General features: G+C 61.0%; 21 protein-coding genes. 1 reads left to right on the top strand and 20 read right to left on the bottom strand.

Translation table 11 applies throughout. The features are described from left to right. Positions 1-2: 2 nt before the first annotated feature. From flgK to FKV68_RS03665, 11 genes are all read right to left on the bottom strand, one after another. A complete protein-coding gene (gene flgK / locus FKV68_RS03715) occupies positions 3-1460 on the bottom strand; it encodes a flagellar hook-associated protein FlgK (RefSeq protein ID WP_180940191.1) in 1458 nt (485 codons plus the stop codon). A gap of 23 nt (positions 1461-1483) precedes the next feature. Next, positions 1484-2710 carry a flagellar hook protein FlgE gene (locus FKV68_RS03710; protein ID WP_180940190.1) on the bottom strand — a complete coding sequence of 409 codons (1227 nt, stop codon included), beginning with the start codon at positions 2708-2710 and terminating at the stop codon, positions 1484-1486. A gap of 88 nt (positions 2711-2798) precedes the next feature. Continuing rightward, on the bottom strand, positions 2799-3470 hold the full coding sequence (gene rem, locus FKV68_RS03705) for a transcriptional activator Rem (protein WP_180940189.1): 672 nt from the start codon (positions 3468-3470) through the stop codon (positions 2799-2801). 271 nt (positions 3471-3741) lie between these two features. Then, positions 3742-4305: a transglycosylase SLT domain-containing protein gene (locus tag FKV68_RS03700; RefSeq protein ID WP_425347619.1), complete on the bottom strand. Its 564-nt coding sequence runs from the start codon at positions 4303-4305 to the stop codon at positions 3742-3744. Beyond that, positions 4244-5752: a flagellar hook-length control protein FliK gene (locus FKV68_RS03695; RefSeq protein ID WP_180940187.1), complete on the bottom strand. Its 1509-nt coding sequence runs from the start codon at positions 5750-5752 to the stop codon at positions 4244-4246. Before FKV68_RS03695 ends, FKV68_RS03700 begins: the two co-directional genes overlap by 62 nt. After that, the gene (gene motC, locus FKV68_RS03690) at positions 5749-7053 is read right to left on the bottom strand and encodes a chemotaxis protein MotC (RefSeq protein ID WP_180940186.1); all 1305 of its coding nucleotides are present in this window, start codon (positions 7051-7053) and stop codon (positions 5749-5751) included. Before motC ends, FKV68_RS03695 begins: the two co-directional genes overlap by 4 nt. Positions 7054-7057: 4 nt before the next feature. Next, positions 7058-8266: a MotB family protein gene (locus tag FKV68_RS03685; RefSeq protein ID WP_180940185.1), complete on the bottom strand. Its 1209-nt coding sequence runs from the start codon at positions 8264-8266 to the stop codon at positions 7058-7060. Next, the gene (locus FKV68_RS03680; RefSeq protein WP_180940184.1) at positions 8263-8916 is read right to left on the bottom strand and encodes a hypothetical protein; all 654 of its coding nucleotides are present in this window, start codon (positions 8914-8916) and stop codon (positions 8263-8265) included. Before FKV68_RS03680 ends, FKV68_RS03685 begins: the two co-directional genes overlap by 4 nt. A 734-nt stretch (positions 8917-9650) precedes the next feature. Continuing rightward, complete coding sequence (locus FKV68_RS03675) at positions 9651-10622, bottom strand: flagellin N-terminal helical domain-containing protein (protein ID WP_180940183.1); 972 nt, start codon at positions 10620-10622, stop codon at positions 9651-9653. A gap of 305 nt (positions 10623-10927) precedes the next feature. Continuing rightward, complete coding sequence (locus FKV68_RS03670) at positions 10928-11872, bottom strand: flagellin N-terminal helical domain-containing protein (RefSeq protein WP_180940182.1); 945 nt, start codon at positions 11870-11872, stop codon at positions 10928-10930. Positions 11873-12161: 289 nt separating this feature from the next. After that, on the bottom strand, positions 12162-13106 hold the full coding sequence (locus tag FKV68_RS03665; protein ID WP_180940181.1) for a flagellin N-terminal helical domain-containing protein: 945 nt from the start codon (positions 13104-13106) through the stop codon (positions 12162-12164). Positions 13107-13481: 375 nt separating this feature from the next. Between FKV68_RS03665 and FKV68_RS03660 the strand changes: the two genes are divergently transcribed. Beyond that, complete coding sequence (locus FKV68_RS03660) at positions 13482-15431, top strand: O-linked N-acetylglucosamine transferase, SPINDLY family protein (protein WP_180940180.1); 1950 nt, start codon at positions 13482-13484, stop codon at positions 15429-15431. Positions 15432-15593: 162 nt separating this feature from the next. Here the strand turns inward: FKV68_RS03660 and fliP are convergent, their stop codons facing one another. From fliP to flgC, 9 genes are all read right to left on the bottom strand, one after another. Beyond that, a complete protein-coding gene (gene fliP / locus FKV68_RS03655; protein WP_180940179.1) occupies positions 15594-16331 on the bottom strand; it encodes a flagellar type III secretion system pore protein FliP in 738 nt (245 codons plus the stop codon). Between the two features lie 51 nt (positions 16332-16382). Then, entirely contained in the window at positions 16383-16874 is a 492-nt protein-coding gene (locus tag FKV68_RS03650) for a flagellar basal body-associated FliL family protein (RefSeq protein WP_180940178.1), read from the bottom strand. Between the two features lie 84 nt (positions 16875-16958). Continuing rightward, on the bottom strand, positions 16959-17669 hold the full coding sequence (gene flgH, locus FKV68_RS03645) for a flagellar basal body L-ring protein FlgH (protein ID WP_180940177.1): 711 nt from the start codon (positions 17667-17669) through the stop codon (positions 16959-16961). Further along, a complete protein-coding gene (locus tag FKV68_RS03640) occupies positions 17666-18205 on the bottom strand; it encodes a MotE family protein (protein ID WP_180940176.1) in 540 nt (179 codons plus the stop codon). The genes flgH and FKV68_RS03640 overlap by 4 nt, the downstream gene beginning before the upstream one ends. Beyond that, positions 18202-19317 (bottom strand): flagellar basal body P-ring protein FlgI, encoded by a 1116-nt coding sequence (locus tag FKV68_RS03635; RefSeq protein ID WP_180940175.1) that lies wholly within the window; start codon positions 19315-19317, stop codon positions 18202-18204. The genes FKV68_RS03640 and FKV68_RS03635 overlap by 4 nt, the downstream gene beginning before the upstream one ends. Beyond that, on the bottom strand, positions 19314-19817 hold the full coding sequence (flgA, locus tag FKV68_RS03630; RefSeq protein ID WP_425347617.1) for a flagellar basal body P-ring formation chaperone FlgA: 504 nt from the start codon (positions 19815-19817) through the stop codon (positions 19314-19316). Before flgA ends, FKV68_RS03635 begins: the two co-directional genes overlap by 4 nt. Before the next feature lie 21 nt (positions 19818-19838). Continuing rightward, positions 19839-20627 carry a flagellar basal-body rod protein FlgG gene (gene flgG, locus FKV68_RS03625; RefSeq protein WP_180940173.1) on the bottom strand — a complete coding sequence of 263 codons (789 nt, stop codon included), beginning with the start codon at positions 20625-20627 and terminating at the stop codon, positions 19839-19841. Between the two features lie 11 nt (positions 20628-20638). After that, positions 20639-20974: a flagellar hook-basal body complex protein FliE gene (gene fliE / locus FKV68_RS03620; protein ID WP_180940172.1), complete on the bottom strand. Its 336-nt coding sequence runs from the start codon at positions 20972-20974 to the stop codon at positions 20639-20641. Further along, on the bottom strand, positions 20974-21393 hold the full coding sequence (flgC, locus tag FKV68_RS03615; protein WP_153438431.1) for a flagellar basal body rod protein FlgC: 420 nt from the start codon (positions 21391-21393) through the stop codon (positions 20974-20976). The genes fliE and flgC overlap by 1 nt, the downstream gene beginning before the upstream one ends. Between the last annotated feature and the right edge of the window lie 5 nt (positions 21394-21398).

Genomic DNA, 21398 nt, shown 5'->3' with positions numbered 1-21398 from the left:
AATTACCTCACGGCTTCGAGAAGGGCCGCCATCATGGCGTCCACCGTACTGACCAGTTTGGCCGATGCTTTGTAGGATTGCTCCAGGTCGAGCAGCAGGGACAATTCCTCGTCGATGCTGACGCCGGTTTCCTTGCTCAGCGCTTCCTGCGTGCGAGCGAGAAGCGCAAATTTGTTGTCGCTGGCGGTCGAGGCGGTGCTGCGCAGTTGCTCCAGCCAACCGACCGACGATGTTGCGAAATCGAGGATCGAGCTGCTTCCGTCGAGGCCCGTTGCCGGGTCGAAAGCCATGTCCTCACCCATGGCGTCGATAAAGCCTTCGAGCAGCGCGGTGTAGCCCGCGTCGGGTGTTGCCGCTCCGCCCGGATTGGACACGACACCGTTGAAACCCCCGTCACGCAGCAGCATCGGATTGGCTTTTGCCAAGGGATTGACGGCAAGCGTCGCTGCAAGGCCGGGTACGAACGTGCCCGCTGGCGGAACCGTACCACCTGCCCAGGTGAAAAGTCCTGGCGCATAGGGGATCGGCGGCACGCCGGACGGATTGCCCTCCTGGAAGAGTGTCACCAGACCGCGGGCGATTTCGTCGAGCTGCGACTGAAACGTAGGCGCCACGTCGTCGCGCAATTGAAGCAAGCCCGCCAGCTTGCCTTCGGCCGTCGTGTTGGCTCCGGAACCCGCAGCAACCGGCACACCGTCGACATAGATCTTGTTGCCGGTGATCGTCGCGTCATAGGCTGCTTTTGGGGCAAAGGTGACAGCTCGGGGCATGGTCTCGAAGAGTACCGTGCCATCCGCCGTGTAGATCACCGTGTCGTTATTGGCCCTCGTCACCGTCGAGATGCCGATGATCTCCGACACCTGCTTCAGGATCTTGTCGCGTTGGTCGAGGGCTTCGCTAGCATCCAGCCCCTGGGCGGTGGCCGACTTGACGGCATTGTTCGCCTTTTCGAAATCGGCGAGCAGGCTGTTCAGCTTCTCGACCTCGATCGCGATCTCCTTGTCGGCATCGGCGCGCAGGCTCTGAACAGCCCTTGCGGTCGTGCTGATAGAGTTGGCCAGATCGCCGGCATCCGATACCGCTGAAGCGGCCATCGAAGGGTTTCCGGGCGTCGAAGCGAATGTCTGCAGGCTGTCGCGGAACGCCGCCAGGAATTTCGCCGGCGACGTTTCGTAGTCGTTGCCGCCGAGCGACGATTTCAGAAGCTCCAGACCCGAGAGGAGGCGGCCCTGGCCCGAAGCCTGCCCGATGCTGGCGATACTCTGCTTGAGCAGCGCCTCGTTCTGCGCCCGATAGATCGAGACGACCTGCGCTCCGTATGGCGTCGTGCCCAGCAGCGCCATCCGACGCGAATAGTCCGCGTTGCCCGCATTCGCGATGTTCTTCGACACGATGGCCGTTTGGGCCGCCGTGGTGTTGAAAGCGGATTGCGCGATTGTGATTGCGGTGGACAGCGACATAACGCGGACCGTCTCTCTTTCGATTACCGTTTCAGGTTGACCAGTACGTCGAGCAATTCAGAGCCGGTCTGGAAGACCTTGGAGTTGGCCGTGTAGTTGCGCTGGGATTCGATCATCGCCGTCAATTCTTCGGCGATATCGACGTTCGAGCTTTCGAGCGCGCCGGAAAGAATGTTGCCGAAGTTGCCGCCGCCAGCGAAGCCGGTGACGATGACGCCGGAATCAACGCCCTGCGAGTAGACGTTGCCGGACTCCGGCAGCAGCTTGTCCGGGCTCTGCACATTGGCGAGCGCGATGCGATAGCGGGGGTCGAGGTCGCCGTTCTCGTATTTGACGTAGACAATGCCATCGGCATCGATCTGGAAGCCGGCGACCTTGCTCGGCTTGTTGCCGTCAATGTGACCACCGTCGGAGTTGAAGTCGTAACCGAGCTGCGTGGTTTTGGTCAGGTCGATTGTGAGCGCGGCGAGATTTGCGCCGGTCCCGGGTAGGCCCGTCATTGCCGTGGTCGTGACCGTTGCCGGAGAAGTCGTCAGCGCACCACTTGCATCAAAGGTCAGGGCCGCGGTGCCGAGCACGCCGGTGGCGGGCGGACCGGCCGTATAGGTGGCGCGATCGCGGATTTCGAGCGACCAGTTGTTTGCTGCGGTTTTGGTGTAGATGAAGTCGAGGATGCGGGTGTTGCCCTGACTATCGTACACAACAAGCGACGTGGGATGCGCATCGCCTACGGCAGCTCCCGATGGAAGATTGCCGCCCATGTCGCCCTTGGTCGAGCCTTTGGCGATCAGGCCTTCGGAGCTGAGGTTCACCTTGGTCAAACCGTCGAAGCCATTGACGACAACCGTCGGATCGACACCGGCCTGGTATTCGTAACCCATCAGCGTAAAGCCGCCGTTGACGAGATTGCCTTCCTTGTCCTGTACGAAGGCGCCGGCACGTGTCAGGTATTCCTGACCATTGGCAGCCTGAACAATGAAGAAGCCGCCGCCATCGATGGCGAGATCGCTGCCGGACGTCGTATAGACCGGTGCTCCCTGCTCGGAGATGCTGTAGCGGACCTGCGTTTCCACGCCGCCAGAGTTGTAGGCACCATTGCTCGACGGCAGGATCATCGATGAGAATTCCGTCGATGCGCGCTTGTAGCCGGTCGTATTGGCGTTCGCGATATTATCAGCGACCGTGCTGAGCCGGTTCGATTGGGCGTTCATGCCTGAAACGCCGGTTCTCATGGTACCGTAGAGACTCATATCGGATCCTCAATTCCTCGTTGCGGCGACACTAGGAGCCGGGCCTTGCGTGAACCTGTCTTGAGGCGCCCGGATCGCCGCCGGGCACTCAATTCCAGTCGATGCAGTAGCCAAGGAAACGCTTGGAATCGATCGGGTCGAAACCAAGCTTCTTGCGCAGTTTCTTGCGCAGCTTGCTGATGTGGCTTTCGACCACGTTCTCCTCGACGTCCTCGTCGAAGATGCCGTAGATCGCGTTGAAGATCTGGGACTTCGATACGCGGCGGCCGCGGTTGCCGACCAAGTACTCGAGAATGCGCCGCTCGCGCCGCGGCAGGGCGAAGACCTCGCCATTGATTTCCGGATCGCGGCCGTCGGCGAAAACGCGGATCGGTCCGATATCGGTATAGTTGGTGATTGCCTTGAGGCGCCGGCGGATCGCGGCAACCCGAGCGAGTATCTCCCGCGGGTGAACCGGCTTGCGCACGACGTCGTCGACCCCGCAGTCGAATAGCGCCAGGGTGTTTTCCAGCGAAGGTGTGTCGCTCATCGCGATGACCGGCGCCATCGAGCGGTCACGGATCGCGCGCGGCAGGCTGAATGCGCTATCGCCCTGCCCGATCAGGAACGCCTCGACCGCATCGATATCCGAGTCCGCAGCCGTGTTTACCCACTCGCCGAATTCCCTCGGATCAAAGCCCGTCGAGGGAATACCTTCGCGCCCGAACAAGGACGTGTAGCCATCCTTTACGAGCTCTCTATCATCAACCACCACGATCATTCGTCCGCCTCCGAATCAATATGGGTGCCTCGTTGATAAAGAGGTACGAATCGAGGGATTCACGAACAACTAGAGGAAGTTAATGGGAGCTTTTAATAGTTGATTAAGGACTACGTGCCGATTTGATCTATATCTAGTAGGCGTTTGTTAATCATGACACTAAAATCGTGTGGAAAAGTTAACGAACTGCAACAAATCCGCTTGCCATCACAATCCGTCCGCATTGTCGCCATAATGCGGCCGCGGCCCCGCCAGAGCAATCTTAGGTTGATTATTGACAGAACTGCGTGGCGTTCGGCGTCCACTTGCCGTAGCCTGTCGCGACGAGATTCGCGATCACCCGGCAGACGTATTTTTTCTGTGCCGGATCGTTGTTCGGACCGGCATGATAACGCGCGACGGCCATCGTCCAACTCTCGTGCCTGGCGCGCAGATTGGACAGGAAGCGCGCGGCATATTCGACATTCTTGCGCGGATCAAGCATTTCCTCCGGCGAACGGAAATTCTCGCCGTGGAAGTAATAGTTGATCTGCATGCAGCCGAGATCGATGAGCTTCGCCCCTTGCGCCCGCGCCGTGCCGAAGCGTGCCAAGACGTCCTCAACACTGGTGCCGAAATAAGCCTTGCCTTCGATGTTCATCGCGTAAGGCTGGAGGGATCCTTTGCGGCCGGTCTCGGTCAGGCCCACGGAATAGAGAATACCCGTCGGAATGCCGTATTTTGAAGCGGCAGAAAGGATCTCGCGCTCGCAGATGCCGGCGCTTGCCCAGGCGCTACATGTAGACGTAGCCAGCACGAGTGCGCTCAGCGTCAGCCGGCGCATCACCCAGTCCATCATTGCCCGTCCGCCTTTCTGCTGCCGCCGCTTGCGCGCCATCCTGTCTCTGGCGCTCCTGTCCGCTCCCCTCGCCGGCGTGTTCGCGCCCCTGCTGGCCGTGGGCTGTTTGCGCCTGTTGCTGCGCATTGCCGCCGGATGAAGCGTCGCCGCCGGCATTGAACACGATGTTCACCTGGTCGACCGCGAAGCCTTGGGCGCGCAAGGCTTTCACCATCTCGCCCTGGTCGTCACGCAACTGGCGGAACGCCTCGCCGGACTCCACCTTCAGGTCGACTTGCAATTCGTCATCCTTCAACCGCAAGGTCGCCGTCACCACGCCGAGCTCGATCGGATGCATCTGGATCTTGAGCGTGTTGAGCGTCTTGCCCACTTGGCTCGAGGCGTCGGCTTGCGCCAAAGCTGTGCTCGATTGCATCAACTGCGCCCATCCACTGTCCCCCGCAATCGCGCCGGTCACCGACGTGGCGTTGGGGTTCATGGCCAAGCCGAGATAACGGCGCGCTTCCAGAACAGTGACGTTTTCCGCCTTGGCCGTGGTGGCCGGCTTGGCATTATCGACGACAGCCTTCTCCCCATCTCTCGAAATGGCCATCGACACGGCCTGGCCCTTACCGTCTGCACGGGCAAAGCGGAACAGTTGATCAGAATCGGACACGTCGCTCTCGCCGTGCAAACCGTCGTCTGGCGTCAAGTCGGCCAAACCTTCGCCGGCTTTGATTCGGGCCGCGTTACCCGGCACGGTGCGATCGCCCGACAAGCGGCCCTCGCTTTCCGGCTGCTGCAGGGCCGCGGTTATCACGGCCGCCGCGCCGAGCATCGTAAGCAGATCGTCGACGGTCCCCTTTGCCGGCTCGGCCGTGCCGAAAGCATCCTCTTGCTCGGCGCCCGCCGGCGGTTCGGCCGTTGCCGCGGCGCCTGCCCTTGCCTGCCCGCGCGCGAGGGCAGCCATCTTCTGCACCAGCGCATTCATGTCTGGCTCGCCGCCAGGATCTCTGCCCGAGAGCGTACGTTCCTTGTTCGCGAGGCCCATGCGCTGGAGACGCTTCATCGCCTGCTCGCGGACGGAACGCGCATCCGATGTCGATCGATTGGCGGCTGCGTTCTTATCTTCCGCACCGCCATTGCCGAGGTCGTGCAATGTTTCCGCGTCCCAGCTGCCTTCCAGTCCGTTGCGTCCGATCGAGGCCCGTATTTTGCGACCGTCGGCTGCCGTGGCGTTGTCGGTCGGATCCTGCGAGCCGTTCGCGGATCGATTGTCCGTTTGCTGTTTGGCATCGCCAGTGGCCGGGCCCCGCCCCGGTGCTTTCTGGCGGCCGGCGTCGGCAATCGCGTCTTCGAAGCCGCCGGGCGCTTGCCCGATCTCTTCCCTTGCGCCGTGCCTGGACGCCGCCTTGCCTGTCGGCGCCGGAGTCGGGCCGCGCAAACTCTCTTCAAGAGGTCTCATAGTCCTTCGTCCTTCAGGAGCGCATCGATCTCGGCGATCTTCGAGCGACCGCTGGTGAGGAACCCGTCAAGTGCAGGGTCCGCAGGCGGGGCCGCTCCGGCACCGGTCTTGTCACCGTCGCGCGACCCGCCCGATGCCTCAACCGTCCCGCCGAATGGGCTCATCCCGCTTCCTGTCTCCTCGGATACGGCCTGGCCCTCTTCTGCGGCGATTCCGTCCGGTGTAGGCGCTGATGCTTGCGTGGAGCTTTCATCCTGCGGTAGTTGCACAACAGCGTCCGCAATCGCCTTGGCCGCATCGCGGAGCGCCCGATCGCGCGGGGACAGTTTTTCGTCGGGAATTGCACTGATGGTTTCGGCGGCCGCGAACACGTCCGCAGAGGGCACCGCGGCGAGCCCCTCATAAAAGCTCGCCAGTACCTGCGACTGCGAAGTGCTGCCGTCAGCGAGGCCTTCGGCCCGTTCCGAGGCAAGCCGCGCGAGGGTCTCGTTGCCGCCGATCGCCGCACGCCGGGCAACACGAAGATAGACCTCGCGCTGGCGCGGTTGATCCATGAAAGCCAGGACTTCGGAAACCCTCTGCTCGGCCGCTTCATCGAAATGCGCAACCGCGAGTTCGACGAACACGTCCGCGAACTGGCTTGCATAAGGCGACGTCAGGTAGCGCCGCGCATAGCTCAAGGCGTAGCGAAACCCCTTATCCGGTTCGTTCGCCTTTGCGGCCAGAAAGACGGAGCGCCGCAGCGCCGCCTCCTCGATGATCGTGCCCGGCGCAGCCAGACGGGCCCAATCGTAATATTTCATCGCAGCCAGGGGGTCCTGCTGCGAGGTCGCGTTGCCGAGGATCAGGAAAAGATAGGGGCCGATGCGGGCGTTCTTGTATTCCGGCACGGCCCTGGAAAGGGCTTCGACGATCAGCGCGCCCTTGCCCCCCAGATACTGTCGCAGCGCCTCCGTTACCCTGCTATCGAAATTTCCCTCGATGTCGCGATCGGCCAGATAGTCGAGCGTGTCGGGGTTGCCGCCGCTCATGACATAGACCAGCGCCGCATCGACGTTGCGCGGATCGCGGAAGGCCGATTGCTCTACGGCCCTCAGCCGCTTGTCGATCGCCGCCAGCATGAAGCGCTGCATCTCGATCGCGGAATGATCGCCGAGCACGACCGAATCCTGAACGAATTGCAGCGACCTTATCATCTTGAAGGGCGCGAGCTCTTCCGCCTCGCCCGCCCGGGCAAGCCCGACGACAAGCGGGAGGGCCAGAACCGACATCAGGAGAATGGCGTGCAGCCGCTTCAGCATCCGATCAGCCCTGTCCCGACTGCAACAGGATTTCGATGCGCCGGTTGCCGGGCGCGTAGGGATCGCCCGGGACCTGAAGGCGCCGATCCGCAAAGCCACTGATCTGGCTCACACGGTCTTCCGTCAGCCCGCCACGAACGAGCATGTAATAGGCGCTCTGCGCGCGCGCCGCCGAGAGTCGCCAGTTGTCGTAGGTTCCGTCCTTGAACGGGCGGCCATCCGTGTGGCCGCGAATTGCCACGGCACCTTTGCGCGCTGCGAGCAGCCGGCCGATCTTTTCCATGGCGAGCACGAGTTCCTTCTGCGGCACGGCGGAGCCGACCGCGAACATCGGCGCGTCCGTCTGCTCGCTGATGGTCACCAGAAGGCCGCCCTCTGCAGGGGTCACCATGAGCCCCTCAATGAGCCGCCCGACATTTTCGCCGAGTTCCTTCTTGATTTCGGCTTTAAGCGCCTCTGCCTCTTTCTGCTGATCTTTTCCGTCGAGTTCAGGCTTGGATGCGTCCGCGCTCGCGCCCGCTTGGTTTTCGATCTTGGCCGGCATCTGGCCGTCGGCCGCCGGCTTTTGCTCGGCAGTTCCGAGCTGCCCGGGGTTCGTCGCGGCTGCTACGTCGCTTGTCGCAGCATTGCCGGCCTCCTTGATCTCGACCTGCTTGGTCCAGAAATCCGGATCGAAAGGATCGCGGTAGGCTTCACCGCCCTCGGCACCCGTCGCCGGACCCGACTGCGCCGCGCCGCCATCGCCCTTGACGCTGATATTCGCCTGCTGGCCGACTTCCTTGGCGATCTCGGAAAGCACCGAATAGGGGTTCTCGAAGAAATCGGCATCGGAATACTTGGTTTCCTCGCCGGAGGTTGCCGTCAGCTGATCGCCCTTCTTGGCGGTGCCGCCGGACTTCGATTGTTCGCCGTCAGTCTTCGACCGCTGCTGCGTCTGCTCACCCTGGGCGTCCTTGGCCGGATCCTTGAGCCCCTTCTCCGAGGGCTTCTGGTCGGTAAGCTGCACCGGGTTGAAGTAGGATGCGATGGCCGCCTTCGTCTCTTCGTTGGCGGCGTTGATCAGCCACATCACCAGAAAGAAAGCCATCATCGCCGTCATGAAGTCGGCATAGGCGATCTTCCACGAACCGCCGTGATGATCGCCGTGGCCGTCCGACGAACGCTTGACGATGATGATTTCGTTCTTGCCGTTATGATGGCTTTCGTCACTCATGCCAGAACTTTCCGGACGGTATCGGACCAGGCGGCCATTCTGGTCACCAGCACGGCGTCACCCATTTCGACCGCGAGATCGATGTCGTTGGTTTCGATATGGCGGAAAAGCGCCGCGTCATCCGGCATGTGCCGCTTCAGCGCCTCAAAAAGAGTGAGCGGCCCCTTGACCGTGATCACGCAACCCTCGCCTGCAGCGAGCCCCTGTCGGACCATATGCGCCAGATCTTCGATGGCGCGCTTCAGCAGCGCCTCCTCCATGACCGGCGCAAGCACGCGCGCCGTCTGGTCACCAAGGCCGAGGGCAAGCCGCTCGGTCATTTCCGTGATCTTGCTTGCCAGTCTGCCTGCAACTTCCTCTTCGAGGCGCAGCGTCAACGCTTCCATTTCCTCGGCGTGGCGCGCCTTGAGTTCGGCAATCTCTCTTTCATGCTCGAAGACGAGTTCGGCACTGGCCTCGGCGCGACCCAGGGCGAAGGCATCGAGCCGCTCGGCATCGACATCAATCTCCGGCATGGGGGGCCTCGCACCGGGACGATCCACGGCCGGAAAGTCGGCGTCGATGTCCGGGAAATATTTCGGCGGCATCCTCGACAACTCGATCTTCGGTGCGCTGAAATCCTTGAGGTACCGGGCAAGCTGCGCGCTCATTGGCGCGCCTCCCATGGTCGCGTGGCGGACGTCGGCCTGTTCCGTCCGTCCCTCGCACGCTGCCCCACGGCCCGGAAATGCAAAGAGCCTGACACGTTTACAATGTCTCCCTCGGTCCCGACCGCCCGAGACAGCGACAGGACCCAACATTCTCGATGCGCAACGGCTCCTTGCGAAAGCGGAGCTGGCAAAGCCGATGCAAGCGGCGGCGCAAAACTCATCTTGGCCGGCAGTCCGTCTAGAGCGCCGTGGGTTCAAATGAACGCACAAAGGACGCTCTAGCACTTTGATCCTAGAGCACCTTATCCGCTTTCAATGATTCCACATGAAGCGGGATGCTCTAGACTGCGATGGGAGGCTATTCGGTCAAACTTGCGCGAAAATGGTTGGACCGCGCCAGGGCAAGTAGCGCGGTCCAACGGTTTCCGCCGATGCCGATGACCGGCGGCACGGCGGAAGGCGACACCGCTGGCTGTCGTGCAAGCGGACTGGAGCGTCGCGCGTTCAAATGAACGCGCCAAGAGCGCTCTAGGTTTTGAATCCAGAGCATCTTTTCTGCTTCCAGGGATTCCACTTGAAAGCAGGATGCTCCGGGACGAGGGCAATTGGCCGTCGCTCTACAGCGCCGGGCGTCTTTCAGACGCACAAAGGTCGCTGTAGCACTTTGAATTGCTGCATATTTTTGTCCTTAAATCGGTTCCGATTTAAGGACCATGCAGGGAGCACACCAGCGCTTACTGCTGGAAGAGGCGCAGGATGTTCTCGGAGTTGGTGTTGGCGATCGACAGCGCCTGGATGCCGAGCTGCTGTTGCGTCTGCAGAGCCTTGAGCCGCGTCGATTCCTCGTTCATGTCCGCGTCCACCAGCCGTCCGACGCCCTTGTCGATCACGTCCATGAGGTTCGCGACAAAGCTCTCCTGCATGTCGATGCGGGTTGTGATCGCCCCGAGCGTGGACGCCGAGTCCGTGAGCTTGCTCAACATTTTGTCGACAACGCTGATCATGTCGTCCAGCTGCGCGCTCGTCGTCACTCCCGTCAGCTTGACCTCTGTGCTGCCGGCGACGGGCGTGGCCGGGGGTGCGACGATGAGGTGATAAAGTCGCGGCGTGCCCGACGGCGTCGCCTGCAATTGATCGGCGTCGTAGCTGTTGGTCAGCAGGCCGCGCGTGGCATCGGCCGTGTCGATCAGCATCGATTGCGCGGTGTCGAAGTCGAGCGTCGTCACGGAGACATTGCCGTTGCCGCTGCGGTTGAAGGAGGCAACGATCGATTTGGTTCCGACCGCCGCGGCGTTGGAATTGTAAAGCCAGTTCTCGCCGGAGAACGATGCAGACTGTGCTGCGGACAGGAGCTGGTTCTTGAGCTCGGTGATTTCCTTGTCGATCTTCAGCTTGTCGACGCCCGGCTCGCGCGCAGCAACGAGCTTCGCCTTGATCTCGCTGATAACGTCGATCGAGGTCTCCATCGCGGCATAGGCCGTGTCGACCTTCGCGGCGCCGAGGCCAAGTGCGTCCTGGACGGTGGAAAGGGCCGCATTGTCGGACCGCATCGTCGTTGCGATCGACCAGTAGGCGGCGTTGTCGCCGGCGGTCTGCACGCGGTAGCCGGAGGAAATCCGGTTCTGCACCTCGGCCATGTTGCTGTTGATCGAGCGCAATGTCTGGAGCGCCGCCATCGCGGCGGCATTGGTCATGATGCTGGTCATAGATCGTTTGCCCTGAATGATTTTGCAAAGACATTCCGGAGTGCACCGGCGGCGACGGGACCAGCGTCATGCGAACCGCCCCTAATTTGCCCTGAAGAGGCGGCCCCTCGCTCTTAACGAAGATGTAACGATTTGATGGTTAACAAAGCGTTAACGCACTTTACGAGTAAGTAATAAAAATAAACAAAAGTAAACCAAGATGGACAAGACCTTAACCAAACACCTGGCAGGTAAGAAAACCGAAAGCCGCGCTGCTCGACGAGCAGCGCGGCTTTCCTGTCGGTTTAAGCTGTAATCGGATCCGATTAACGGAACAGCGACAGGATGTTCTGCGAGTTGGTGTTGGCGATCGACAGCGACTGGATGCCGAGCTGCTGCTGCGTCTGCAGGGCCTTCAGGCGCGTCGATTCCTCGTTCATGTCGGCATCGACCAGGCGTCCTACACCCTTCTCGATCGAGTCCATCAGATCGGCAACGAAGTCGTTCTGCATGGTGACGCGGCTGTTGAGTGCGCCGAGGTCCGAAGCGGCATCGGTCATGGTCAGCAGCGCTGCGTCGACGCCGGAGATGGCTTCCGCCAGATCGCCAACAGTCATGCTGGTGATGTCCATCTCGAGCAGGTTGTAGCTCAGCGTGACGGTCGTCGTGCCGTCCGTGTCGGTGTATTCGAGATCGCTCGAGAGCAGGCCAGAGCCGTTGGTGACATAATCGCCAGACGCATCGACTTCGATGAGCGAGCTCTTCGTCGTGTCGAACTGGAGCGTGGTCAGGCTGACATTGCCATTGGCATCGCGGTTGAACGAGCCGACGATCGACTTGGTGCCGGCGGCATTGTTCGGGTCGTTGTAGACCCAGTTTTCGCCGGAGAAGGAAGCGGACTTCGCGATGCTGATCAGCTGGTTCTGAAGCTCGGTGATTTCCTTCTGGATCTTGCCCTTGTCGACGCCCGGCTCAGAGGCAGCAACGAGCTTCGCCTTGATTTCGTCGACGACGTCGATCGAGGATTCCATCGCGGTGTAGGCGACGTCGGTCTTGGCGGCACCGAGGCCGAGGGCATCCTGAACGGTCGAAAGCGCCTTGTTGTCCGAACGCATCGTGGTCGCGATCGACCAGTAAGCGGCGTTGTCGGCAGCAGCGCCAACGCGGTAGCCGGAGGAGACCCGGTCCTGGGTCGTTTCCATCGAGGAATTGATCGAGCGCAGGGTTGCGAGCGCCGTCATTGCGGCGGTGTTCGTCATGATGCTTGTCATTGGCTGAGTGCCCCTTGGTGACAGTTGAAAGAAAAAGGGACATTCCGGGATTACCGGGAAACGGCGGTCAGCTTCATGCCTGCTAACGCGTTAATCTTGTTGGTTAACCCGCCGTCTCGATGGCCACAGCAAACACCAACATAGTTAACGAAGCCTGAAGCGAATTCCCGATTCCATCAGAAATCTTTGAGAAGCGCATTGGCCCGAAAAGAGAAGGCCGCGTTTCCTGCGAAACGCGGCCTCGATTGACTGCGGCCTTGGCGGTGATTAGCCGCCTAGGGAAACTCGCTTAGCGGAACAGCGACAGGATGTTCTGGGAGTTGCTGTTGGCGATCGACAGCGACTGGATGCCGAGCTGCTGCTGCGTCTGTAGGGCCTTGAGGCGCGTCGATTCCTCGTTCATGTCGGCATCGACGAGCTTGCCGACACCCTGCTCGATCGAGTCCATCAGATCGGCGACGAAGTCCTTCTGCATGTCGACGCGGCTGTTGAGGGCACCGAGATCGGACGCAGCATCGGTCATCGTCTGCAGGGCGGCATCGACGCCGGAGATGGCCTCGGCCAAATCACCCTCGGTCATGCTGCTGATGTCCATCTCGAGCAGGTTGTAGCTCAAGGTGACCGTCGTGGTGCCGTCGGTGTCGGTATATTCGAGATCGCTCGACAGCAGGCCCGAGCCGTTGGTGACATAGTCGCCAGCCGAGTCGACCTCGATGAGCGAGCTCTTCGTCGTGTCGAACTGAAGCGTCGTCAGGCTGACATTGCCGTTGGCGTCACGGTTGAACGAACCGACGATCGACTTGGTACCGGCAGCGTTGTTGTTGTCGTTGTAGACCCAGTTTTCGCCGGAGAACGAAGCGGACTTCGCGATGCTGACGAGCTGGTTCTGCAGTTCCTTGATTTCCTTCTGGATCTTACCCTTGTCGACGCCCGGCTCAGAGGCAGCAACGAGCTTTGCCTTGATTTCGTCGACGACGTCGATCGAGGACTTCATCGCCGTATAGGCGACGTCGGTCTTGGCGGCGCCGAGGCCGAGAGCGTCCTGAACGGTCGAAAGCGCCTTGTTGTCCGAACGCATCGTGGTCGCGATCGACCAGTAAGCGGCGTTGTCAGAGGCCGAACCAACGCGATAGCCGGAGGAAATCCGGTCCTGGGTCGTTTCCATAGAGGAATTGATCGAGCGCAGGGTCGCGATTGCGGCCATTGCCGAAGAGTTCGTCATGATGCTGGTCATTTGAGTTGTCCCTTTTTTACTGAATACGGTTGGGGGACATACCGGACTGCGTACACTACCGGTGATGACGGACCGGCTTCATGCCTCTCGGTTCCAACAAACATCCTTGGAAGAAACCAAACCCGTCATGTGGAGACGAATATCGGGGCCAATGCTTGCGAATTCATTAAATGCAGGCGCTGGTTCCGGATGGCTCCATTCATGCTTAACATCCGATTAAATGATTGACCTCATGTAATTTTTGTCCACGCACAGGTCTCGGCGGCTGCAGGCGGAGGTGTCGGCCAAACAGTCTTGGAGTCACGCCTGAGGCAAGGTCCAAGGACGACAATGCTGCGTGAAACATGTCGATCGAATCAGGACCGGAGCGGCAGAATGCCGGCCCGCGATCCGACCTATGCGACGGAGCAGCACTTGAACGCGCATGCCCTCTTCACGACCGCCTCCCGGCAATATCAAAAAGGCCAATACACGGAGGCCCTCAATCAGCTTAACCACCTGATGAACATCAGCCCGGAGGCGAAGACATACGTCCTCTTGGCAAAGGTTCTGCTGAAACTCGGCTTCAAGACGGACGCGGCACGCGCCTATCAACTGGCGGGAGAGGAAAAGGGTTCACGTTCGGAGCACTATTTGACCGAAGCGATGAAGCTGCATTTTGCGTGCGGCAACGAGGACGAGGCGCTGAGCATCGGCCTCCCCCTACTCGAAACGGCGAAGACCGATCCGGACATCGCCTTCATCATCGCATCCATTTTCCTGAAGCGTGACCAGAAGGAAATTCTCGGCCTCTTCAAGGCGCCGCTTTCCACCAGCGCAAACATCCATCACCAGTCCCTCGCCTTCAAGCTTCTGACGGCCGATATCGATGATGCGCAGGATCGCGATGCAGTCGTGAATCTCTTTCGGAAAAATCCGAAGAGCACGGTGCTCCGGGCGGCCTATCTCGTCTTCGCCCGAGAGGCCAACGACTACGCCGAGATCGAAAAGTACTATCCGGACGTCCAAAAAGCGCTGGATGCGGGAAAGTACGAGATCTTGGCCGCCGAATCCCCCTATTACCACGTTACGTGGTGCGGCGATGAAAAGCTTAACCGTTGGGCCGGCGCAAGGAGCCAACCCTTTGCTCCCGCAATTACCGAGGCGCGGCGCAACATGCCGCATCAATGGGCAAAGAAGATCCGCATCGGCTATCTTTCAGCGGACTTCTGGGATCAGCATGCAACGATGAAACTCCTGCAAGCGGTGCTGGAGCAGCACGACCCGGAAAAATTCGAGGTCACGCTCTTCTGCCATACGAAGGAGAGTAATCTGGCCCGCGACCGGGGTAATCGCGGCAATTGGGGACGAATTATCCGCATCAACGACTTGTCCGATGAGGCGGCAGCCAGTGTCATTCGCACAGAAGGCATCGATATCCTGATCGACCTGAAGGGCCACACGCTCGACAACCGCCTGAAGATCCTTAACCATCAGGCCGCACCGGTTCAGGTCTCCTGGCTCGGCTTTCCGGGAACCACGACAAATATCGATGTCGATTATGTCATCGGCGACCCGCATGTACTCCCTGAGGGAAGCCAGAAGCACTACTATGAGAAGTTCTGCCGGCTGCCGGAAACCTACCAGCCGAACGACCCCTATTACCGTCCTCGCCCTTACGGCATCGCGCGAAAGGACCTCGGCCTTCCGGAAGACACGTTCGTCTTCGCGTCATTCAACGCCAGCAGAAAGATTTCTTTGCAGACCATCAATCTCTGGATTGAGATCCTTCGCCGAACACCGGACAGCGTCTTGTGGCTCATGTGCAAGAGGGACGCGCAGGCCAACATTCTGCGCAAGCTCCAGAGCGGCGGTATTGCCTCGAAACGCATCATCCTGTGCAGCAAGACGGCCTATACGGAACACATCAACCGCCTTCCCGCCGCAGATCTCGGCCTCGACACCTATCCCTACAACGGCCACACGACCACTTCGGAACAGCTCTGGGCGGGGCTGCCGGTGCTCACCTTCAAGGGTACCAACTTCGCCTCGCGCGTCAGCGAAAGCCTGCTCAACGCGATCGGGGTGCCGGAGCTCGTGACCGCCGGTCCCGAAGCCTATGTGGACGAAGCGGTCGCACTCTATGAGAACCGCGAGAAAATCGCCGAATACAGGAAGGTGCTTGAGGAAAACCGCTTCCGGATGCCACTCTTCGATGCGGAGCGCTTCTGCCGCCACCTCGAGCGCGGCTACGAGATGATGGTGGATCGCGCCAAGCAGAAGCTGCCGCCGGATCACATCGACGTGCCGGCGCTCCCGCCGCGCGATGGTTCCTTCGAGCAATAGATCGACACTACAGAAAACGGCCATTAGAAAGAGGCAGTGGTTCCACTGTCTCTTTCTATTCAACAACGGCCATAGCAGTCAGCGGCCTGCAGTTCGTAAGAACTTGCGCGCGTCCGGCACGCCGCGGCGGGCCGGTCTTGCTCGATTGCCGCCGAGCGCAGGTCAGGTGAAGGACCGCACCAGGCTGCCGACGAGCAGATTCCAGCCGTCGATCAGCACGAAGAATAGGATCTTGAACGGCAGCGAGATCGCCGTTGGCGGCAGCATCATCATGCCCATCGCCATGGTGATGGTCGCGACGATCAGGTCGATCACCAGGAACGGCAGCATGATCAGGAAGCCGATTTCGAAGCCGCGGCGGATCTCCGAGATCATGAAGGCCGGCACGACCGCCCTGAGGTCGACCTTGTCGTCGACCACGACCGTCTGGCCCTTTTCCTTGGCGATATCGATGAAGAGCTGCAGGTCCTTGTCGCGCGTATTGGCGAGCATGAATTCACGGAATGGCTCCGCCACGCGCGGCATGGCCTCGGTTTCCGAGATTTCATTCTTGAGGAGCGGGTCGATACCTTCGCGCCAGGCGCGATCGAAGGTCGGCGCCATCACATAGAAGGTCATGAACAGGGCGAGCGACACCATGATCATGTTGGACGGCGTGGTTGCCAGTCCCATGCCCGACCGCAGAATCGCGAAGGCGATGACGAAGCGCGGGAAGCTCGTCACCATGATCAAAATGCCGGGCGCTACCGACAGAACGGTGATGAGACCGAAGGTGCGGATGATCCACGATGCGACGGAGCCATCGACCGGCGTGTTCAAAATGTCGGCGGGAAAGCCTTGCGCCCCGGCAATTCCCGACGTCGCCGTCATGGCGACTATGAAGGCAGCAATCCGGAGCATCGAGGGGGCCTGAACAGAATGGATGAATGAATAGGTCCCGACGCTACCGAATCATTGGATGACGAAGGTTCGGAACATCACATTCGTTACGCGTCCGTCGGAGCGCAGGTCAACCCGCTCCTGAATGTCATCCCGGAGATATTGAAAGCCACGGGGCCCCTGGATCTGCTGCAGCGACACAGTCTTGAGATAGGCTGCAATATCCTGGTGTATCTGCTCGGCCAAGGCAACGTCCGGGATGCCGTTGAACTGCAGCGCGACTTCCAGGCGGACCCAGTTTTCGGAAGGGTAAGCGAGGTTCGTCGTGATCGGTTCCAGCTGCACGACGCCATTGGCCTCGGTGGCGATTTTCGGAACCCCCTCGGCACCGGTGGCGTTCGGCGCGACTTCGGCAACGGCCTCGGCCTTCTCCGTTGCGGGCGGCGGCGCCAGAAACTGGCCGACGAGCCACCCGCCGCCGCCGGCGACGACGGTCAGGATGGCGAGGGCCGCAATCGTCATCACCTTGGATTTGGAGGACTGAGCGCTATCGATCTCTTCCATCGTGCCATTCCATGCCGGTTGGCCACGACACCTTGTCGAGAAGACAGGTGATGTCGCGGCGCTTTGATTTGCAATCTGCCCCGATCAGATCGGCGAGAGCAGGTCTACGACTTGCTGCCCCCAAGGCGGCTGCTGCACCTCGGTCAGGCGACCGCGGCCGCCATAGGAGATGCGGGCCTCGGCGATGCGGTCGTAGGAGATGATGTTGTCGGCGTCGACATCCCGCGGCCGGACGATGCCTGCGACGTTGAGGATGCGCAGTTCATGGTTGACGCGAACCTCCTGCGAACCGCTGATCAAGAGGTTGCCGTTCTCGAGCACCCCGGTCACGACGGCGGCGACGAGCAGGCGCAGCTTTTCGGACCGCTCGGTCGTGCCATCGCCCTCGGTCTTGGTGTTGGAGCCGTATTTGAGGTCGCCCGACCATTCGAAGTCGCTGGTCTGCGACGCCCCGCTGGCCCCGATGTTGAAACCGCTCGAATTCTTGCGGCTGCGATCCGTCTTGTTGTCGAAGGTCGCCTTGTCGTCGATCCTGATGTCAACTGTCAGGATATCGCCAACATTGATCGCACGCGCGTCCTTGAAGAGGGCGGCCTGCTGATCGTTCCAGAGCGAATATCCATTCGTAATCTGGTGCGGCTGCTTTGGATACGCAGCGAGCTGCGGCGTCTGCGTGTATTGCAAGCCGCTGCCGATCGGGCTCATGGACGGGGCCTGTCCGATCTCCCTGAACGCCTGGTTCTGACATCCCGCAAGGAGGCCCGCGGCCAAGACGGCCGTAAAATGCTTTCTCATGATGGCTCCTTCGAGGTGTTGGGATCGCTCGCGCTCGAAATGATGTTGGTCAGCAGCGCTGCCTTGTCGTCGCTCATCTCGCTGAGGATCAGCGAGGATTGGCGCGGTGGCAGCTTCATGACGATCGCCGCAGCGATTTCCGGGCGCACCATCTCGAGCTTGCCGGCGGCGGCGTCCGGTTTCATCGTCTTATAGATATCAACGAGCCCGAGTTCCGCCTGCTTGAGGAAATCGTTGCGGCGCTTCAGCCAGTCCTCATATTCCGCGCGCCGCTTCTCGAGCGTCGAGATGCGCTCGTCGACATTCGCCTGAAGCGTTTCCAGTTCCTTGCGTTGCAGAAGGTAGCGCTGATCACGCGCTGCATCGGCGATGTTGGTGCAGAACTGCTGGATCTCGTTGGCGCTCGCACTTTCGGCCGGCGGCGCCGTTACGTCCTGCGCGAAAGCCCCCGGCAGCGCCAGCATCAATGCGCCAGCGACCGAAATCACGAGCATGCGCGACGATTTTCCGAGAAGTTCGTCCAAGTGTCCGGTCATTGCAGAACAAGCTCCGCCTGAAGGGCTCCCGCCGTTTTGATGCTCTGCAGGATGGCGATGATGCCATCCGGCTTGACGCCAATGCTGTTGAGACCGGCGACCAGGGAACGGAGGCTCGAACCATTCAGGATCGCGACCGTACCGCCATCCGCTTGCGCCTCGATCGTGGTGTTCGGTTCCACCGCGGTCTCCCCGCGCGAGAACGGCGCCGGCTGCACGACCGTCGGCGTCTCGGTCACCTGCACGGTGAGGGTGCCGTAGCTGACTGCGACCTCGGCGACGCGCACGTCCTGGCCGATGACGATCGTGCCGGTCCTTTCGTTGATGACGACGCGCGCAGGCACGTCGGTTTCAATCACCAGGTTTTCGACGTCGGCCATCAGGCGCGCGAGATCGGCCATCTTGGGCTTTTCGACCAGCACCGATTGCGAATCCTTGGCTTCGGCGATGCGACCGCCAAACTGTGCGGCGGCATATTTGTTGATCGCCGCGGCCATGCCGACAGCCGTGGAGAAATCCGGGTTGCGCAGTTGCAGCACGAGATTGACGCCGTCCTTGAATCGCGCCGGCAGTTCGCGCTCGATAATGGCACCATTCGGCACGCGTCCGGCCGTGGTCACGCCCTGATTGAGGGTGGCGGCATCGCCTTGCGCATTGAAGCCGGTCACGACGACCGAACCTTGCGCCACCGCGTAGATCTGGCCATCGGCGCCGGAAAGCGAGGTCATGACCAGCGTGCCGCCGCGCAGCGACGTGGCATCGCCCAGGGAGCCGACCGTCACGTCGACGCGGCTGCCTGGGCTCGCGAAGGGCGGCAGCGTTGCCGTAACCAGCACCGCCGCGACGTTGCGGGTGCGCGATTGTCCACCCTGCGTGGAGATTCCGAGATTCTCCAACATGGCGCGGATCGACTGATCGGTGAAGGGTGAGGAGCGCAGGCTGTCGCCGGTTCCCTGCAGGCCGACGACGAGACCATAGCCGATCAGCTGGTTGTCCCGCCCGGCCTGCAGCGATGCCACGTCCTTTATGCGGGAGGCGCCGTGGGCAAACGTCAGCGTCGCGGCGAAGACCGCGACGAGCGTCAGGAAAAACTTACAGATATGCCGCTTCATTTCGCCACCACATGGATAGTGCCGTCAGCCATGACGGTGCCGGAAATGATGACGCCGGTATCGATGTTGCGCGCACGGATCAGCTCGCCGACCGCGGCATCCTGCAACGGCGAACCAGCCGCCGTGATCGTCAGGCCACCATTGTTGAAAACGAGTCGAACCGTCGAACCGCGCTCGACGGCGTAATGGTCGCGCAATGCCGAGGCGAGGATCACCCGCCCGGGAAGCAGCGTCCGTTTCGTGACCTTGCCCTCGATCTCCTCGATGGAGCGGACATAACCGTCCGCGAGGTCGGGATTGGTCACGTCGACGACCTCGACGAGGGTCTCGTCGAGGGTCTCGCCGGGATAGATCGTCTGCTTGGGGATGACGGCGGTCGGCCGTTCCGCGAAAACAGCAGCCGGCGCCAGAAGGGCCGCGACAGCCGCGACGAATGCCGCGGTGCGCACCCGAAACGGGGAACCATTTAGCGATTTGTTTGCGGCGGATCGGCGAAACATCATGTTTGCCCCTGTTTCACGTTACCTGAGGTTCTTGCTGACCGTCGCCGCCATCTCGTCTGCGGCCTGGATGATCTTCGAATTCATCTCATAGGCGCGCTGGGCCGAGATCAGGTCGGTGATTTCCTTGACCGGATCGACGTTCGAGGCCTCGAGATAGTTCTGCTTGATCTGGGCAAAGCCGGGATCAGCCGGCGTTCCTATGATCGGCTCCCCAGAAGCCGGCGTCTGCTTGAAGAGGTTCTCGCCCTGCGGCTCGAGCCCTGCCTCGTTGATGAAGTTCGCGATCGTCAGCTGGCCGATTTCCTGCAGTTCCGTGTTGTTGCCGATGCGCACGAGGACCTGCCCCGACGAGGTGAAGGTGATTTCGCTCGCATCCTGCGGAACGGTGACACCGGGAACGACGGTATAGCCGTCAATCGTGACGAGCTGACCCGTGGCATTGGTGTTGAAGGCGCCCGACCGGGTATAGGCCGTCTCTCCGTCCGGCGTCTCGATCTGGAACCAGCCGCGGCCGACGAGCGCCAGATCGTAGCCGTTTCCGGTATTGACGAGGCTGCCCTGGATATGAAGGTTGCGCACGGCCGAGGTCTGCACGCCGAGGCCGATGATCGCGCCTTCCGGGACGATTGCCTGATTGGCGCGGTTGGGCACGCCTTGGGCGCGCTCGGTCTGATAGAGCAGATCGGAAAACTCGGCGCGCGCCCGCTTGTAGCCCGTCGTGTTGATGTTCGCGATGTTGTTCGCGATGACTTCCAGGTTCAGCTGTTGGGCGTTCATGCCCGTGGCGGCGATGGAAAGGGCCTTCATGTCTCGTTCCTTCAGATCTGCATGCGCGCGATTTCGAGATAGGCGCTCACCACCTTGTCGCGAATGGCGAGTGCGGTCTGCAGCGACTGTTCCGCATTCATCACTGCGTCGATGACTTCACGGGTGTTGGCTTCGCCACGGACGGCCTGGAGCGACGCCCCTTCGGCGGACTTCATCGAACGGATGGCATCGGTCGTCATGTTGCCGAGGACCTCGGCAAAGCTCTGCGACTGCGGAACGGAAGCGCCGGCGCTCGGCGCGATAAGCGAGCTGGAAGCGGCAAGGCTCGTGCCTTCCGTCTCCTTCATGGCCGAAAACGCGCCGACGGACTGGATTGCATCGATCATTATTGCGAAGCCCTCAACAGGTCGATTGTCTGGGAGATAAGATCGCGAGACTGCTTGATGGTCTGCAGGTTGGCCTCATAGGCGCGGTTAGCCTCGCGCATGTCGGCCATTTCGATCAGGACGTTTACGTTCGGCATCTTGACCATGCCCTTTTCGTCCGCTGCCGGATTGCCGGGATCGAACTCGATGTTGAAATTCGAGTCGTCCGTGCCAAGACGCTGGATCTCGACGAGCGATGCGCCGCTCGCCCGGTCGACCTCCGCCGCAAAGCTGATGGTCTTGCGGCGATAGGGCTCGGCACCGGGCGTGTCGCCGGTCGAGCGGGCGTTGGCGATGTTTTCCGAAACGATGCGCAGGCGGGTCGATTCTGCCTGCAGGCCGGAGGCTGAAACCTTGAGGGCCGAAGTCAAAGGATCCATGATTC

Origin of the sequence: Sinorhizobium mexicanum (assembly GCF_013488225.1) — a bacterium.
Classification (GTDB): Bacteria; Pseudomonadota; Alphaproteobacteria; order Rhizobiales; family Rhizobiaceae; genus Sinorhizobium; species Sinorhizobium mexicanum.
The sequence above is the reverse complement of the archived record's forward strand: the minus strand, read 5'-3'. Positions and strand labels throughout refer to the sequence as shown.

Bases quoted from the DNA above. Each gene is read 5' to 3' on its own strand.
- flgK (WP_180940191.1), bottom strand. From the start codon at position 1,460: ATGTCGCTGTCCACCGCAATCACAATCGCGCAATCCGCTTTCAACACC.
- FKV68_RS03710 (WP_180940190.1), bottom strand. From the start codon at position 2,710: ATGAGTCTCTACGGTACCATGAGAACCGGCGTTTCAGGCATGAACGCC.
- rem (WP_180940189.1), bottom strand. From the start codon at position 3,470: ATGATCGTGGTGGTTGATGATAGAGAGCTCGTAAAGGATGGCTACACG.
- FKV68_RS03700 (WP_425347619.1), bottom strand. From the start codon at position 4,305: ATGGACTGGGTGATGCGCCGGCTGACGCTGAGCGCACTCGTGCTGGCT.
- FKV68_RS03695 (WP_180940187.1), bottom strand. From the start codon at position 5,752: ATGAGACCTCTTGAAGAGAGTTTGCGCGGCCCGACTCCGGCGCCGACA.
- motC (WP_180940186.1), bottom strand. From the start codon at position 7,053: ATGCTGAAGCGGCTGCACGCCATTCTCCTGATGTCGGTTCTGGCCCTC.
- FKV68_RS03685 (WP_180940185.1), bottom strand. From the start codon at position 8,266: ATGAGTGACGAAAGCCATCATAACGGCAAGAACGAAATCATCATCGTC.
- FKV68_RS03680 (WP_180940184.1), bottom strand. From the start codon at position 8,916: ATGAGCGCGCAGCTTGCCCGGTACCTCAAGGATTTCAGCGCACCGAAG.
- FKV68_RS03675 (WP_180940183.1), bottom strand. From the start codon at position 10,622: ATGACCAGCATCATGACCAATGCCGCCGCGATGGCGGCGCTCCAGACA.
- FKV68_RS03670 (WP_180940182.1), bottom strand. From the start codon at position 11,872: ATGACAAGCATCATGACGAACACCGCCGCAATGACGGCGCTCGCAACC.
- FKV68_RS03665 (WP_180940181.1), bottom strand. From the start codon at position 13,106: ATGACCAGCATCATGACGAACTCTTCGGCAATGGCCGCAATCGCGACC.
- FKV68_RS03660 (WP_180940180.1), top strand. From the start codon at position 13,482: ATGCCGGCCCGCGATCCGACCTATGCGACGGAGCAGCACTTGAACGCG.
- fliP (WP_180940179.1), bottom strand. From the start codon at position 16,331: ATGCTCCGGATTGCTGCCTTCATAGTCGCCATGACGGCGACGTCGGGA.
- FKV68_RS03650 (WP_180940178.1), bottom strand. From the start codon at position 16,874: ATGGAAGAGATCGATAGCGCTCAGTCCTCCAAATCCAAGGTGATGACG.
- flgH (WP_180940177.1), bottom strand. From the start codon at position 17,669: ATGAGAAAGCATTTTACGGCCGTCTTGGCCGCGGGCCTCCTTGCGGGA.
- FKV68_RS03640 (WP_180940176.1), bottom strand. From the start codon at position 18,205: ATGACCGGACACTTGGACGAACTTCTCGGAAAATCGTCGCGCATGCTC.
- FKV68_RS03635 (WP_180940175.1), bottom strand. From the start codon at position 19,317: ATGAAGCGGCATATCTGTAAGTTTTTCCTGACGCTCGTCGCGGTCTTC.
- flgA (WP_425347617.1), bottom strand. From the start codon at position 19,817: ATGTTTCGCCGATCCGCCGCAAACAAATCGCTAAATGGTTCCCCGTTT.
- flgG (WP_180940173.1), bottom strand. From the start codon at position 20,627: ATGAAGGCCCTTTCCATCGCCGCCACGGGCATGAACGCCCAACAGCTG.
- fliE (WP_180940172.1), bottom strand. From the start codon at position 20,974: ATGATCGATGCAATCCAGTCCGTCGGCGCGTTTTCGGCCATGAAGGAG.
- flgC (WP_153438431.1), bottom strand. From the start codon at position 21,393: ATGGATCCTTTGACTTCGGCCCTCAAGGTTTCAGCCTCCGGCCTGCAG.